Raw genomic sequence first — 16,342 nt, 5'->3', positions numbered from 1 at the left:
CTTAAAATTTAATGGTTAGTGCCATACCGTAATTAGGGTCATTCGTAATTGGGTTCAGGTCTAAATACGGCTCAAAATCAAAGCTTAAATTATCATCTATATTAAATTGTTTTAAATGGGCATCTACATTGGCGTCGACAATGTTCAAAGCATATAGCGCAATGGAAACAACCAACCAAAGATCACGGTTTTCTTGGAATCGCTCCTGCTGATTTTCCAATACATCCGAGTCAAAAAATTGAAATTCTCCTTCTCCATTAAATTCATCATCCGTAAAACCCGCCTGTCTTCTTATAAATGCCGTTCTAAATCTTTGATAATTATTGTTATTTAAGGTATACTGGTAAATACTACCACCGATAGCACCCCAAACGATAGGGACTTTCCAATATCTTTTGTTATAGATTTGACCAAGTCCTGGAATAGCGGCAGAATAGAAGGCCGCCTTACTGGGGGCTAACGGATTTATTACTTTTTTCTTTTTGAATAAGGAGTCTTGCATAATGACTCCACTTTGTCTAAGATTGGTTTTTAAACTGTCTGATTCAGATGGAATTTCTGCTTCATTACCCTCCTGAGAAAAAATCGATTGAGAGAAAGTACAGAAAATAATTATAGTTATTAAGAGCCTATTCACCCGTAATAAGATTAATTAACCTTTCAAATTCTTCTTTAGATCTAAAAGGTATGGTTATTTTTCCTTTGGAATTTCCAGAAGTATTAATATCTACAGGAACGGCCAAATGTGCTGCCAATTCCTTCATCCCCTTGTGTACATAACTGGGTGTTGTTTTTTCTACCCCTGGTACGGCCTTCCCTTCTTCTTTATCAGCTTTGAAACGCTTTACGGCATTTTCCGTATCCCTTACGGACAGATTTTGACCTACTATTTTTTCGTACAGTGCTATTTGATCTTGGGTCGTATCAATATTTACAAGTGCTCGTCCATGACCCATACTTAAGAATCCATCTCTCATACCTGTTTGTATGATGGGGTCTAGTTTAAGAAGCCTCAGATAATTGGCAATGGTAGATCTCTTTTTTCCGACACGTTCACTAAGTTTTTCTTGGGTTAAACTTATTTCGTCTATCAACCTCTGGTATGAAAGTGCAATTTCTATAGGGTCTAAGTCTTGGCGTTGAATATTTTCTACCAAGGCCATTTCCAAGGATTCCTGATCATTGGCAATTCTAATATATGCTGGGATAGTTTCTAGACCCAACAATTTAGAAGCCCTAAATCTTCGTTCTCCAGAGACTAATTGATATTTGTTGAAACTTAATTTCCTAACCGTTATAGGCTGAATAACGCCTAGTTCCCGAATAGAAGTTGCCAGCTCCTGCAAATTTTCTTCGTTAAAATTTGAACGGGGTTGAAACGGATTCACTTCAATTAGGGCTAAATCCAATTCAATGATATTCCCCACTACCTTGTCCGCATTCTTATCCGTAGCGGATTGAATATCATTTTCCGGATCTTTCAATAAGGCCGAGAGTCCTCTTCCTAATGCTTGTTTTTTAGTAGCTTTTGCCATTTAAACTGTCTGCTTGTTTTTCTTTATTACCTCATTGGCCATGTTAAGGTAATTTGTTGCTCCTTTACTAGAAGCGTCATATTTTATAATACTTTCCCCATAACTCGGTGCTTCGCTCAATCGTACATTTCGTTGTATGATGGTGTCAAAAACCATATCGCCAAAATGCTTGCGAACTTCCTCTACTACCTGATTCGATAGGCGTAGCCTTGAATCGTACATCGTTAATAACATGCCTTCAATATCCAATTCAGGATTGTGTAGGCGTTGTATGCTTTTAATCGTATTTAATAATTTCCCCAGACCTTCTAATGCAAAATATTCGCACTGTATCGGTATGATTACCGAGTCCGCCGCCGTTAACGCATTTAAGGTTAATAAGCCAAGCGATGGGGCGCAATCTATAAGAATATAATCATAATCTTTCTTAAGGTCTACAATAGCCTTCTTCATCATGTATTCCCGCTCCTCTTTATCCACCAACTCAATCTCGATGGCCACTAAATCTATGTGCGCTGGTATCAAATCTACGTTTGGAGAAGTCGTCTGTATGATGGTTTCCCTGGCCGTTTTGGTATGTTCCAATAGTTGATACGTGCCTAATTCGACACCATCCACGTCTATACCTAAGCCAGAAGTGGCGTTAGCTTGGGGGTCTGCATCGATTAACAATACCTTTTGCTCTAACACACCTAGCGAGGCAGCTAAGTTAACGGTGGTAGTAGTTTTACCTACGCCACCCTTTTGATTGGCAATAGCAATAATCTTGCTCATGTTAATAGTAAGTTAGGTTGTAAAAATACGATTATTTACGGGGTATGGGAAAGGATTTTGTTAACACTAGGTGAATAACCGATGTGTTTTTCCAAAAACGATGTTAAACGTTTAGCCCTTAGCTACTTAGTGTTAAAAGTGGTCTTTTCAAAGCTGAAAGTAGGACTATTGGTTCTCCTTGGAAGCTTTTAAGCTATCTTGATATTCAATAAGGTAAATTTCCTCGTTCTTCTTTTTAAGATAATATTCCTCTCTTGCGAATTTCATGAGTTCTTGTTCGTCCGATAGCTTTTCGATGATTTTTTTGTCTTTACTGATCTCTTTTTTTAAGAAGTCCTGTGTCTTCTCCAGTTTTTTAATCTCTTTCCTTAGTTCTAGATGAATGAGCAGGGAATTGGTGTCAAAAAATACCATCCAAATAACAAAGGCGGTAAGCACCAATACATACATATTGGTAAGTACCTTAAACCATTTTTTCTCTTTAAGTTCTTTCAAACCCATTAGTTCTCTGCTAATTTTTCGTTAATGATACTGCGCACTATTTCCACGGCGACGGTATTGTATTTGTTGTTAGGAATAATGATATCAGCGTATTCTTTTGTAGGCTCAATGAATTGGTCGTGCATGGGTTTGATTACAGTTTGGTATTTTTCTAAGGTTTCGTCCAGGTTCCAACCGCGTTCGTTCACGTCTCGCTTTAATCTTCGTATTAAACGCTCGTCCGTATCTGCATGAACAAAAATCTTTATGTCGAACATATTTCTAATCTCTGGATTGGTCATGATCAGAATGCCTTCTACGATCATAACCTTTCTAGGATGGGTGGGAATCGTTTTTTTTGTTCTATTACATTCCAAAAAAGAATAAACCGGTTGCTCAATGGATTCTCCCGATTTCAGTTTTTTCAGATGTTCTGTTAATAGAGCAAAGTCAATAGAATTTGGATGGTCGAAATTGGTTTTTCTTCTATCCTCGAGGCTCAGGTGAGAGAGGTCGTTATAATAGGAATCCTGGGAAATAACACCGACTTCCTCATTGGGAAGTTCGTTGATGATTTGATTTACCACAGTGGTCTTTCCGCAACCCGTGCCACCTGCAATTCCTATAATTAGCATCCAACATTATTTTGAACAAAAATACAGATTAACGCTACAATTTTCTACTAAACTTAAAAATGAACTTTTGTAACTCCTTTCAAGGGTTTAGAATTACTTTTGCCCAATGCAAAAAGAACAGGTAAGACCAAATTTTGAATTTATAGCTTTAATGGCTTCTTTGATGTCTATTGTAGCACTAGCTATAGATGCGCTATTACCTGCTATTGCGGAGATTGGGGTTTCTATCAATAGCTTAGATCCCACCGACAATCAGTTACTTATTATCATGATTTTTCTGGGTCTTGGTGTTGGTCAATTGTTTTTCGGTCCTTTATCTGATAGTTATGGTAGAAAGCCAGTAGTTTATTTTGGTTTTGTCTTATTTGCCTTGGCAAGTATGCTATGTGTCTTGGCACCTTCTTTAGAGTGGATGGTAGTAGGACGTATTATACAGGGCATTGGCCTTTCCGCACCTAGAACCATTAGTATTTCCATCATCAGGGATACTTACAGCGGTGATTACATGGCTCGCATCATGTCTTTTGTTACGGCGTTTTTTATTTTAATTCCGGTCGTTGCCCCGGCTATTGGCAAATTGATACTGGACAGTATGGGTTGGGAGGCCATATTCTACATGCAATTATTTTTTGCGCTTTTAATCGGGATTTGGTTTTGGAAAAGACAGTCGGAGACGCTAAAGCCGGAATATAAGGTTCCTTTTACCGGAGCTATTTTTTTAGTAGGCACCAAGGAGATTTTTAAGCACAAGGAAACCGTGTCCTGCACCATAATTTCAGGTTTGATTACGGGTTCCTTTCTCGTTTATTTAAGCTCGGCACAACATGTATTTGAAGACCAATATCAGTTGAAGGAATCCTTCCCTTATATATTCGCGGGCCTCGCGATTGCGATTGGTCTATCTACATTTTTAAACGGCACCTTAGTGCTTCGATTCGGGATGCGAAAGTTGGCTTTGTTCGCATTGTCCGGTTTTACCTTTATTGCACTAAGTTATGTGCTGGTCTTTTGGGGTAAAGCCAACCCTAGTATCGGTATTTTGGTGCTGTTTCTTTCTTTTTTGTTTTTCTGTCTTGGATTTGTGTGGGGCAACCTAAGGTCCATTGCAATGGAGCCTATTGGACATATTGCCGGAATAGGCGCAGCGATAACCGGATTTATATCCACCATCCTGTCCATACCAATTTCCTTATATGTTGGTAGTTTTGTACAAGATACGGTATGGCCACTTTTTGTTGGACTTGGTAGCTGTGGATTATTGGCACTTTTGATATTTATTGTTTTTGCAAATCGTAAAAAGTACCAGTTGCAAGCCAATAATTGATTCGAATTATCTCTTAAGTTAAAGTGCATTATCCATAATTTCCTTGACCACTTCCGGATTTAAAAGTGTGCTCGTATCTCCTAGGTTGGAGGTATCCTTACTGGCTATTTTACGCAGAATACGGCGCATGATTTTACCACTTCGGGTCTTAGGTAATCCAGGCACGAATTGAATTTTATCGAGCTTGGCAATAGGCCCTATCTGTTCCGTTATTTGTTGGTTGATTTCTTTTCTCAGGTTATCCCTATTTCTATCTTCTCCTACTTCCTTTAAAATCACATAACCATAAAGTGCATTTCCCTTAACGTCATGCGGAAACCCTACAATTGCAGATTCCGCCACAGCCGGGTGTTCGTTGATGGAATCTTCTATCGGTGCTGTTCCCAGATTATGACCGGATACAATAATGACATCATCTACGCGTCCGGTAATCCGATAATAACCAACGGCATCCCTTAGGGCACCATCACCGGTGAAATACATGTTTTCATAAGCTGAAAAATAGGTGTCTCTGTAGCGTTCATGATTACCCCATATCGTACGTGCCATGGAAGGCCATGGGAATTTAATGCAAAGCCTACCGTCTACTTGGTTGCCTTTGATTTCCTGCGCATGCTCATCCATTAGTGCAGGTTGTATACCAATAAAGGGTAGTGTGGCATAGGTAGGGGTCGTTGGTGTTACATAGGGTATAGGTGTTATCATGATACCACCAGTCTCTGTTTGCCACCATGTATCTACAATAGGACTGTTTTTCTTCCCGACATTGTTATTGTACCAATGCCATGCTTCTTCATTAATAGGTTCCCCGACCGAACCTAGAACTTTTAGACTGGACAGGTCGTATTTCTCTACAAAATCCAGGTTCTCCTTGGCTAGTGCCCGTATGGCGGTCGGTGCGGTATAAAACTGGGTAACCTTGTGTTTTTGGACTACTTCCCAAAACCTTCCAAAATCAGGGTAGGAGGGGACACCTTCGAACATTACCGTTGTAGCTCCATTGGCCAGAGGTCCGTAAACAATGTAGGAGTGACCGGTAATCCAGCCTATATCCGCTGTACACCAGTACACATCCTGTTCTTTGTACTGAAAAACATTTTTAAACGTATATGCCGTATACACCATATAACCGGCGGTTGTATGCACCATTCCTTTTGGTTTTCCAGTAGACCCGGAAGTATATAGAATGAACAAAGGGTCTTCCGCATTCATTATCTCAGCAACATGGTCGGCGTAGGCATCATCCAATAGAGGTTGCAGCCATTCATCCCTACCTTCTTTCATGGCAATAGTGCTATTGATTCTTTTTGCTACCAATACATTATTTACACCTGGGCAATCTTCAAGCGCCTTATCTACGATTCCTTTTAAATCGATGGTTTTTGCACCTCTAAAAGATCCATCAGAGGTAATGACCATCTTGCAGTCCGAATCATTGATACGCGTAGACAGTGCATTTGCCGAAAATCCCGCGAAAACAACCGAATGTATGGCACCGATGCGTGCACAGGCTAAAACGGATACCGCGAGCTCTGGAATCATGGGTAGATATATACAAACACGATCTCCCTTTTTAATGCCTTTTTCCAAAAGTACGTTCGCCATTCTACAGACCCGTTCATGTAACTGACGATAGGTGATGTGTTCTGCTTCTTCTTTTGGGTCATTAGGCTCAAAAAGTATAGCTGTTTTGCTGCCTCGCGTCGGTAAATGACGGTCTAGACAATTTTCAGTAATATTCAACTGTGCGCCTTCGAACCACTTTACCTCAGGTTTGGAGAAATCCCAGCTCAGTACGGTGTTCCACCTTTTGCGCCAAACAAAATGTTCCTCGGCTATTTCTTCCCAAAATGCTTCAGGGTTCCTGACCGATTTGCGGTATACTTGATAGTATTCTTCTAAGTGTTTTATATGGTAATTACTCATCTTTCAACAAAGGTTTCAACTAAAATAATAATTAATGGTCGGATGCTTCACCTGCACCACTTGGAATTCTTATATTTTCTACAATATCCTGTACATTTTCAGGTGGACTCGGGGTGAATTGTAAAATAACCACCGCAACAATGAAATTGGCTAACATGGCTATACTGCCAAAGCCTTCGGGTGATATGCCAAACCACCAATCTGCCTGCGTTCCACCACCGAACCAGCCAAATTTGAACTTGGTCATATAGAACAGCATTAATACAATGCCCACGACCATTCCTCCAATAGCTCCTTCTTTGTTCATCTTTTTATAAAAGATGCCGAGCACAATAGCCGGAAAGAAGGAAGCTGCCGCTAGCCCAAATGCCAGGGCTACTACTGCCGCGACAAAACCGGGCGGGTTTATTCCGAAATATCCGGCAATGACTACGGCAACGGTAGCTGCTCCTCTTGCTGCCCAGAGTTCTCCCTTTTCTGAAATAGTAGGACGAAAAACTTTTTTTATCAGATCATGTGAAACGGATGCCGATATCACTAGTAATAACCCGGCCGCCGTAGATAATGCCGCAGCGAGGCCCCCAGCTGCCACTAACGCAATTACCCAAGCGGGTAGATTGGCAATTTCCGGGTTGGCCAATACCATGATATCCCTATCCACGATTAGTTCATTTTTTTCCGTATCGGCCACATATTGAATTTTTCCATCATTATTCTTATCGGTGAAACTCAGTAAACCTGTAGTTTCCCAGTTTTTGAACCATTCTGGCATGGAGCTATATTCCTTATTGCTTACGGTATTGATCATATTGTTTCTGGCGAACACGGCAACAGCAGGTGCCGTAGTGTATAAAATCGCGATTAGCAAAAGTGCCAGTCCTGCCGATTTTCTGGCATCCTTTACTCTTTTTACCGTGAAAAAACGAACGATGACATGTGGCAATCCGGCCGTACCTACCATCAGGGCCAAGGTAATGGCAAAGACATCGGTTACGGATTTTGAACCATCGGTATAGGCGTTGAATCCGAGTTCTGTAGAAAGTCCGTCCAGTTTATCTAATAAATAAGTTCCCGAACCATCAGATAACGTAGCGCCCATGCCTAATTGTGGAACAGGATTACCGGTCATTTGGATTGAAATAAAAATAGCGGGCACCATAAAAGCGAAAATCAACACGCAATATTGCGCTACTTGGGTATATGTAATTCCTTTCATACCACCAAGAACTGCATAGAACAATACGATAACCATTCCAATGATGACACCCGTATTTATGTCCACTTCAAGAAAACGGGAAAATACCACGCCTACGCCTCGCATCTGTCCTGCGACATAAGTAAAGGAGACGATAAGCGCACAAATAACAGCAACGATACGCGCCGTTTTAGAATAGTACCGGTCACCGATAAAATCAGGAACGGTGAATTTTCCGAATTTACGAAGGTAAGGAGCTAAGAGTAGCGCTAGAAGTACGTAACCTCCGGTCCAACCCATTAGATAAACAGAACCGTCATATCCGGCGAAAGCAATAATTCCGGCCATGGAAATAAAAGAAGCCGCGGACATCCAATCCGCTGCGGTAGCCATACCATTGGCCAATGGGGATACCCCACCACCAGCTACATAAAACTCCTTTGTAGAGCCGGCTCTTGACCATATTGCTATTCCTATGTAAAGAGCAAAGGTTATTCCGACAAGTAAATACGTCCAGGTCTGAACACTCATAATGGTATTGGTTTAGTTGGTTGTTGCTTATAATTCGTTTTTGGTTGGCGCCTTTAAGTGGGTTGTTCGAGGTTCGTATCCTCTATCTTCGCTGATTATTATTTATTTTGCTGACCGTCAACTACTCGTTATAACCATATTTTTTATCGAGTTTGTTCATCAACCGGACGTAAACAAAAATTAATATGACGAAGACGTATATAGATCCTTGTTGTGCAAACCAGAAACCTAGTTTAAAGCCTCCTAGTCTTATACCGTCCAAAGCCTCTTTAAATAGAATACCTGCCCCGTATGAAACTAAAAACCAAATGGTCAGCAGTATAAAAAGATATCTCACGTTTTCTTTCCAATAGGCTGTTGCCTTTTTTTGTTTTTCTAACATTTAATTTTATTATAATTTAATTAAAATACTTTAATTGGGAAGATAAATTACTCCACTGGAAGAATCTCTCCTTGCTCCGGTGACCGAACTTAGGACATTTATCTGTCGTTCTACCCTCAAGGCACCCATCAATGCAAATACGAGTGCCTCTTTGAATTCTATCAAAATTGGCTCTGGGACAACTACGGCGGTCCGGTCTCCTAATTTTTCCTTTAGAACATCAATAAGAAACGTATTTAAAGCCCCTCCACCGGTAACCAAGACGCGTTGTGCGTCCTTTTTGGAGTTGATTTGTATTTGTTGCGCAACTTTTTCACAAATATGATGTATCGCAGTATGTAAAAGATTTTCCATTTTATCTTTTGTTCGGTCCACGATTGGCGCTACTTCTTCTAAAAACCACTCATAACCTATAGATTTTGGATGTGGCAGTGCATAATATCTTAGATTATTTAAATCAATTAGCATGGCAGAATTAATTTTTCCTGCCTTTGCCATTTCGCCGCCGTTGTCATAATCCAGGTTAATTTTTCGTGTAATATAATTTAATATCATGTTAGCAAGACCAATGTCATAGGCAATACGCTTATTTTTTAGTTGAAATGAAATATTGCCAATACCCCCCAGATTTAGACAAAAATCATAGGCGCTGAAAAAAAGTTGGTCCCCAATGGGTACCAAGGGGGCTCCTTGACCGCCCAAGGCCAGGTCGTTCGTTCTAAAATCACATATTACGTTTTCCCCGGAGGCATTGGCCAAATGCTGACCCGAACCCATTTGAAAAGTTAGCCCCAATTCCGGTCTGTGATGGGAGGTATGTCCGTGACTAGCAATATAATCTACTTCCAGATTTGCTTCGTCGATGAAATTCTTTGCCTGTTCGCCGAGCCAAGAACCGTAGGTATTATGAAGCTCTAGTAAACCTTCCGCCGATAAATGAATGGAATCTTTGAGCGCCAACTGCATTTCTTGGGTGTAGTCTACACTTTTAGTATTTTTAATCTTAAATTGCCATTCCTCGTTCACTTCCTCTAAATGGCAATAGGCAAGGTCTAACCCATCTAAAGAAGTGCCAGACATTAATCCTAGAATTTTATAATTTTTCATATGAGTCAGGGCTATTTAAATTACGTTAGTTTTTAATTTAAAAGGTAATTTACCAAGTGCTTTGGTCTTGCCTAAAAAATGGGCAGTGGCCACTTCTTGAAATTCAGTAAAATCTTGATATACCACCACAGTTACCAATGATTTGTCAAATTTAAAGTGTTGTAGCGCATACGGATTTCCGTAGTGATAGAGTACTACTTTTTTTTCATCCATTAAGTTGTTGATAAAATCGATTTCTTCAGTAAAAAAACCAAAATTGTTAGCAGGTTTTACATTAGGGGGTGTTAACAATAGCAGTACTTCATTTTCTTCCGAAACCTCCGATTCCAGTAAAGCTAAAGACGCTAGGATTTCTGAGCGGGTTTCATTTTCTACAAAGCGTTTAAAGGTTACGGTACAGAAATCCGTAGTTCTAAATTCAGCAATATCCTTGTCCGAGCCCTTGAGTATGGTCAGGCATTTTTCCGCGATTGCGTAATTAAGGTTTTTGGCCAACCAATAAGGGGCGGAGTTATTGTTGTGGTCTTTTAGATTTTTTATGGCTTTTTCCTTCAGTTTCCAAACACGTTCAAAACTTTCATCAATTTGATTACTGTTGGCTTCGGTCAATATCCTTTCAATACCCTCTTTGGTATGCTCCGCAAAACATAATACATCGTTTCCGGCGTCAAAGGCCAACCATTCCAACTCGCCAGGTATAGGATAGTTTTTGGAGACAGCATGCATATTCAGGGCATCGGAAATGACTGCGCCTTTAAACTGCATTTCTTCTCTTAGTACGCCTTTAATGATTTTTTTTGAAATGCTTGAAGGTATATTTTCTCCGTTGGCAAGCGCAGGAACGGATAAATGGCCTACCATAACGCTATCTACTCCTTCATTTATTAATTCTTGAAACGGATAGAGTTCGTTTTTAAGCAATTCCTCTTTAGATTTATTAATTACGGGTAGCCCCAAATGCGAATCCGTTGCGGTATCTCCATGACCGGGAAAGTGTTTTATGCTTGTTAACACTCCCTCACTTTCGGTGCCCTTCACATAGGCGATGGATTTTGAGGTGACACGCTCCCTGTCATCTCCAAAAGAACGATAACCAATTACGGGATTATCCGGGTTATTATTGATATCTGCAACAGGTGAAAGATTCCAGTGAATGCCGGCGCTTTTACAATCTTGGGCAATATTTTTTCCTACTTCATATAGTAACGATACATCGTCTTGGATTGCCCCGAGCGTTATGGCATAAGGGTATTGGGCGGTATTTTCCACGCGCATGGCCAGTCCCCATTCCGCATCAATAGCGATTAATAGAGGATATTTTGAAAGCCTTTGATATCTGTTGATAAGCGTTTTTAGAACCGCTAGGCTATTGTCGTTATATACAACGGGCTTTTTTCCTTCGTAGTTGGTGGCCGCACTAGCTCTTGAATGAAAAAAGCAGATTCCTCCTATGGCATGTTTCTTTATCAGGGTCTCGAGCTCTTGTATTTCCGCTTCCGTATCATTTATAAATGCGGCCGGCATAAAGAGTTGTCCTACTTTTTCTTCTAATGAAAGTTGTCTTTTCGCACTAATAAAATCCATCATAACTAGTTCGCTTCTACTTTGGCCTTGCCAAAATTCGGGGGATATTTAATAAACTTCAATAAAATAAACGCAGGTAGGGCAGCTAATACTACCCAAATAAAGAATCCGTCGTAGCCAAGCCACTCTTGCATAAAACCACTTATTAATCCTGGCAACATCATTCCTAAGGCCATAAAACCGGTGGCTAGGGCATAGTGCGAAGTTTTAGAATTCCCTTCTGCTATATAAATGAGATATACCATAAAGCCTGCGATTCCAAAACCATAACCAAACTGTTCCACGATTACGGTACCGGTTACCGCCCAGGCCTCTGTGGTCCCAGTTATTGCTAGTAGTGCGTAAAGTGCATTTGGAGCGTTGAGGGAAATAAGCATCGGTAGCATCCATTTTTTTAAACCATGTCTTGATATTAAAATACCACCTAGAATACCGCCAACGGTCAAAAATATAACACCTATGGTCCCGTAAATTGTTCCCACCTCAGAAGTGCTATATCCCAAGCCTCCAACGGACGTCGGGTCCAATAGAAAGGGAGAGGCCATTTTAACCAATTGCGACTCACCAAGTCTAAAGAAAAGAATAAATGTGATGGCAATTCCCATTCCGGGTTTTTTAAAGAAGGAAACAAAGACCTCCCAGAAACCCTTTGGTTTGTCTAGGACTATGGCATCAGAATTTTCAAATTTTGGCGTAGCGATGAAGTTGGTCAGCGTCATGAGTAACATAATTGAGCCTGCACATATCATAGTATATGACCATGCCCTGGTATTATCTCCATATTCGTTTTCGAGAAATCCTGCTAGTACTACAAGAAGTCCCTGGCCCGTAACGTTGGCCAGCTTATAGAATACACTCCGCATCCCTACGAAGAAGGACTGTTTGTCTTCCGTAAGGCCTATCATGTAATAACCATCTGTAGCAATATCGTTCGTTGCGGATGCAAAGGCCACCATCCAGAAACACGCTAAACTGGTGACGAAAAAAATGTTTGTAGGCAATGTTAATCCGATAGCTAAAAGTGCTACCGAGGCCAAAAGTTGCATTCCCAAAAACCAATTTCGTTTGGTACTTTTTATATCCACAAACGGACTCCACAAAGGTTTAATTACCCATGGTAAATACAACAAACTAGTATATAGCCCTAAATCAGAATTACTAAAACCCAGTCTTTTATACATAATAACGGATACCGTTACCACCAGAGCGTAAGGCAAGCCCTGCGCGAAGTATAGTGACGGGACCCATGCCCATGCCCATTTATTTTTTTGAATCATCGTGAAGAATTTCCTTTAAATGTAAAACAACTGGTTTGGTTTCCCTTCCATATCTGTCTAAAAATGATAGGGCAAAATAATTTCCCCTTAAATTACTTTTTGGAATTTGTATAATTTTAGATTTCTCGTTAATCAGCATTTTCCCCTGTAATTTTTCTATAGGATATTCAGATTTTACGTTTCGTCCGGATGTATACCATAGGACATATTGATACTTTTCTTGGTCAATAATCGTAAAATTTACATTTTCCGAATCTTGTGATTGCAGCATTAGTTTTGCAGTCTGAGGTGGTTCGTTGGTTTTGTCGGCGATAGGGGTAAGGGAGGGTTCACTGTATAGTTTTCTTTTGATGTATTTTGTTACATCAGGGTTATTGTTCAGTAACGATTTTGCGCTAAATACGATATTTCCCGATATTTCGGGAATCTCCCTGGCCAGTTTAAATTGGTTCGGTAGTTCCTTTTTATTTGCCCAAGCTTCATCACTGTTATTCCTAATTTTATAAGCTCCGTTACCGATATAAAGATTGGTATTATGATTATTTTTCGCCCACCAGTTTACAATTTTTCTGTGCGAGGCCACGGGAAGCTCCATACTCCAATACACTTGTGGGGCCAAATAATCTACCCAACCTTCCTCCATCCAAAGTAAGGGGTCTGCATAGAGGTCTTCGTAAGTGGTTTGCCCGGCCTTGGTGTCGGAGCCTCTGGGGTCGGTTGTATCGTTTTTCCAAACACCGAACGGACTAATTCCAAATTGCACCCACGGTTTAATGGATTTTATAGTCCGATGCGTTTCTTTTACCAGGGAATCTATGTTGCTACGTCTCCAGTCGTCTAATGACTGGTTTGTTAGAGCATGGGTTTTAAAGGCCAAAGAGTCATCGAAAACCACATCTGTTATTTTGTAAGGGTAAAAATAATCATCAAAATGAATGGCGTCTATATCGTAAGTTGAGACTATTTCGGCAATAATTTTCGAAAAGTGGGCTCTTACCTCTGGAAGCCCTGGATTATAGTAGTTTTTCTTACCGTAATGCACCATCCATTCCGGATGGGTACAATAGTCATGGGTTTCACTCAATACCTCAAAATCCTCATCGAAAGTAGCGCGATATGGGTTGAGCCACGCGTGAAATTCTATACCTCTTTTATGGGTCTCTGAGATCATCCACTCCAAATTGTTCTCGCTCCAATCTGGCTTCTTACCTTCAAGCCCTGTCAGGAATCTAGACCACGGAGCAAACTCAGATGGGTAGAACGCATCGCCGGCCGCCCTTACTTGTACAATTACGGCATTGTAATTCAGTTGTTGGTAAAAGTTCAGTATGTTCAAAAAATCTGTCTTTTGTTTTTCAGCATTGTCATTACCGTTTTTGGGCCAGTCAATATTGACCACGGTAGCTATCCAGACTCCCCTGAACTCTCTTTTTGGTTTTTTTTCAAAAGAATTGAAAATACCACAGGAACTAAGGCTTAGGAAGAAAAGAAGGAGTTGAAAATGTCTTGACATAGTATAAAAAAGGCCTATTTAATCGCTAAAATAAGCCTTTTAAAATGGTTTTATTCTGAATCGAACTTGTGTCTTACAAATGCTTCCATAGCTGCATAAGAAGCCATTCCGAGTGCTTTGTATTTGTTTGCGGTATCCCTGTTGCGTTCTTCTGCCCTCATCCAAAATTCACGGGAATCATCACCTTGGAACATTACCCCGTCCTTTTGCGATTGGTGGCAGAATATGGCATTTCTTTTTTTCATAACCTGGCTAGGGCTCATGGGTACGGCCATTTCAATTTCATTGATGTCCCACTCATGCCATGCGCCTCTGTACAGCCATAGCCAACATTCGTCCATAAAGGATTCAGTCTTTAATCTTTTCATAGCTTCCAAAACAGCATCTAAACATACTTTATGTGTTCCGTGTGGATCCGCAAGGTCGCCTGCGGCAAAAATTTGATGCGGTTTTATCTGTTGTATAACATCCATCATAAGGATGATATCATCTTCGGACAGGTTATTTTTTTTGATGGTACCCGTTTCATAAAAGGGGAGGTCCAAGAAATGCACATTGGCATCTTTTAGTCCCATATACCTCGTTGCGGCGTAAGACTCCCCTCTTCTGATATTTCCCTTTAACCGCCTTACTTCCTTAGAATCTAGCTTGCTTTCATTTTTTTGAGAGATATCATCAATAATTTTCTGTGCTTTTTCAGAGGGATTTATTTGCATGGCTATTTCGGCATACTTTCGTGCATCGGTATCCGATACGGCAATATTTCCGGAAGTCTGATATACAATATGCACATCGTGGCCTTGCTCTACAAGCCTATCAAAAGTTCCTCCCATGGATATGACATCATCGTCCGGATGTGGGCTGAATATGATTACACGTTTTTTTACAGGGGTAGCTCTTTCCGGACGTTTACTATCATCTGCGTTTGGCTTGCCTCCCGGCCAACCTGTGATGGTATGTTGTAACTTATTGAACATTTTTATATTCAAATCATAAGAATCTTCCAAGGCCAATAGGTCGGCCATACCATTATCGTTATAGTCTTTGTCGGTTAGACTCAAAACCGTCTTCCCGGTTTTTTCACAAAGCCAGACTATAGCTTTTGAAATGAGCTCTTCTGTCCATTCGCAAGTGTCCACTAACCAAGGTGTCTTGTTTCTAGTAAGCTCGCTTCCCGCTCCTTTATCCAAAACAAACGTACAGTTCTTATGTTCCTGTAAATAGGTTGCTGGAACTTGTGATGATATGGTGCCCTCAATCGTTTTTTTAATGATTCCTGCCTTATTCTCCCCCCAACCTAGAAGCATAATACGTTTGGCCTTTCTTACGGTCGCAATTCCCATCGTGATGGCCTTTCTCGGAACGTTGTCAATCCCAAGAAATGATGGTGCGGCATCAACCCTGGTGATGTGATCTAAGGTAATTACCCTGGTTCCGGAATTAAAATGAGACCCTGGTTCGTTAAAACCGATATGGCCCGTACGCCCAATTCCCAAGAGTTGAAAATCGAGTCCGCCGTATTCCTTGATTTTCTTTTCGTATGAGAGACAGTAAGCCACTGCTTCATCACTGGAAACGGTACCGTCCGGGATATAAACATTTTCAGAAGGGATATCTACATGATTGAACAAGTGCTCGTGCATGAAGTAATAGTAACTCTGTATATTACTTTTCTCCATGGGTAGGTATTCATCTAAATTAAAGGTGATTACGTTGTAAAAACTTAAACCCTCTTCTTTGTGTTGGCGTACAAGTTCTTCGTACACACGAATAGGGGAGGAGCCTGTGGCCAAACCCAGTACGCAATTTTTATTTTGTGCCTGTTTTTTTCTGATGAGGTCGGCTATTTCTTCAGCAACTCTAATGGATGCCTCGTTAGAATCCGAAAAAATTACATTGTGTATTTTCTCAAAGCGAGTCTCCTCGAATTGGCCTACAGGTTGATAAGCAATAGCAATACGGTCTTTAGTTTCAATACTTTTCATGCCAGATACGTAACGGATTAGTTATAAATCAAATTCAGGCAAATATAGGCAATAAATTTAAATTTTGCTGTTTTTTGCCATTTAAATTGCTGTT

General features: G+C 40.5%; 14 protein-coding genes. 1 reads left to right on the top strand and 13 read right to left on the bottom strand.

Translation table 11 applies throughout. The annotated features are described in order from the left end of the window. Position 1 precedes the first annotated feature (1 nt). From BFP77_RS03455 to udk, 5 genes are all read right to left on the bottom strand, one after another. Positions 2-502: a DUF5683 domain-containing protein gene (locus tag BFP77_RS03455; protein WP_306475410.1), complete on the bottom strand. Its 501-nt coding sequence runs from the start codon at positions 500-502 to the stop codon at positions 2-4. Positions 503-629: 127 nt separating this feature from the next. After that, positions 630-1,535 carry a ParB/RepB/Spo0J family partition protein gene (locus BFP77_RS03450; protein WP_099572675.1) on the bottom strand — a complete coding sequence of 302 codons (906 nt, stop codon included), beginning with the start codon at positions 1,533-1,535 and terminating at the stop codon, positions 630-632. Next, positions 1,536-2,309, bottom strand: a complete 774-nt coding sequence (locus BFP77_RS03445; RefSeq protein WP_099572674.1) for a ParA family protein — start codon at positions 2,307-2,309, stop codon at positions 1,536-1,538. It abuts the gene before it with no gap. A gap of 165 nt (positions 2,310-2,474) precedes the next feature. Next, entirely contained in the window at positions 2,475-2,810 is a 336-nt protein-coding gene (locus BFP77_RS03440; protein WP_099572673.1) for an FtsB family cell division protein, read from the bottom strand. Next, positions 2,810-3,424: a uridine kinase gene (gene udk, locus BFP77_RS03435; RefSeq protein ID WP_099572672.1), complete on the bottom strand. Its 615-nt coding sequence runs from the start codon at positions 3,422-3,424 to the stop codon at positions 2,810-2,812. The genes BFP77_RS03440 and udk overlap by 1 nt, the downstream gene beginning before the upstream one ends. A gap of 106 nt (positions 3,425-3,530) precedes the next feature. Between udk and BFP77_RS03430 the strand changes: the two genes are divergently transcribed. Beyond that, complete coding sequence (locus BFP77_RS03430) at positions 3,531-4,748, top strand: multidrug effflux MFS transporter (protein WP_099572671.1); 1,218 nt, start codon at positions 3,531-3,533, stop codon at positions 4,746-4,748. An 18-nt stretch (positions 4,749-4,766) separates the two neighbouring features. Here BFP77_RS03430 and acs read toward each other — a convergent pair whose 3' ends face one another. The 8 genes from acs to nagB all read right to left on the bottom strand — a co-directional run bounded on the left by acs (position 4,767) and on the right by nagB (position 16,248). Next, positions 4,767-6,674 carry an acetate--CoA ligase gene (acs, locus tag BFP77_RS03425; RefSeq protein WP_099572670.1) on the bottom strand — a complete coding sequence of 636 codons (1,908 nt, stop codon included), beginning with the start codon at positions 6,672-6,674 and terminating at the stop codon, positions 4,767-4,769. Positions 6,675-6,705: 31 nt separating this feature from the next. Further along, positions 6,706-8,400, bottom strand: coding sequence for a sodium:solute symporter family protein (locus tag BFP77_RS03420; protein WP_099572669.1), 1,695 nt, complete (start codon positions 8,398-8,400; stop codon positions 6,706-6,708). Positions 8,401-8,521: 121 nt separating this feature from the next. Further along, the gene (locus BFP77_RS03415; protein ID WP_099572668.1) at positions 8,522-8,782 is read right to left on the bottom strand and encodes a DUF4212 domain-containing protein; all 261 of its coding nucleotides are present in this window, start codon (positions 8,780-8,782) and stop codon (positions 8,522-8,524) included. A 30-nt stretch (positions 8,783-8,812) separates the two neighbouring features. After that, positions 8,813-9,889: an anhydro-N-acetylmuramic acid kinase gene (locus BFP77_RS03410; protein ID WP_099572667.1), complete on the bottom strand. Its 1,077-nt coding sequence runs from the start codon at positions 9,887-9,889 to the stop codon at positions 8,813-8,815. Positions 9,890-9,904: 15 nt separating this feature from the next. Then, complete coding sequence (locus BFP77_RS03405; protein ID WP_099572666.1) at positions 9,905-11,476, bottom strand: glycoside hydrolase family 3 protein; 1,572 nt, start codon at positions 11,474-11,476, stop codon at positions 9,905-9,907. A gap of 2 nt (positions 11,477-11,478) precedes the next feature. Then, the gene (locus BFP77_RS03400) at positions 11,479-12,750 is read right to left on the bottom strand and encodes an MFS transporter (protein WP_099572665.1); all 1,272 of its coding nucleotides are present in this window, start codon (positions 12,748-12,750) and stop codon (positions 11,479-11,481) included. Continuing rightward, the gene (locus tag BFP77_RS03395; protein WP_099572664.1) at positions 12,734-14,263 is read right to left on the bottom strand and encodes a glycoside hydrolase family 10 protein; all 1,530 of its coding nucleotides are present in this window, start codon (positions 14,261-14,263) and stop codon (positions 12,734-12,736) included. The genes BFP77_RS03400 and BFP77_RS03395 overlap by 17 nt, the downstream gene beginning before the upstream one ends. Positions 14,264-14,313: 50 nt before the next feature. After that, the gene (gene nagB, locus BFP77_RS03390) at positions 14,314-16,248 is read right to left on the bottom strand and encodes a glucosamine-6-phosphate deaminase (RefSeq protein WP_099572663.1); all 1,935 of its coding nucleotides are present in this window, start codon (positions 16,246-16,248) and stop codon (positions 14,314-14,316) included. Between the last annotated feature and the right edge of the window lie 94 nt (positions 16,249-16,342).

Origin of the sequence: Maribacter sp. 4U21 (genome assembly GCF_002742365.1) — a bacterium.
In the GTDB taxonomy this organism is placed as follows: Bacteria; Bacteroidota; Bacteroidia; order Flavobacteriales; family Flavobacteriaceae; genus Maribacter.
Note: the sequence above shows the minus strand (reverse complement) of the source record. Positions and strands in the feature narration are given on the sequence as shown.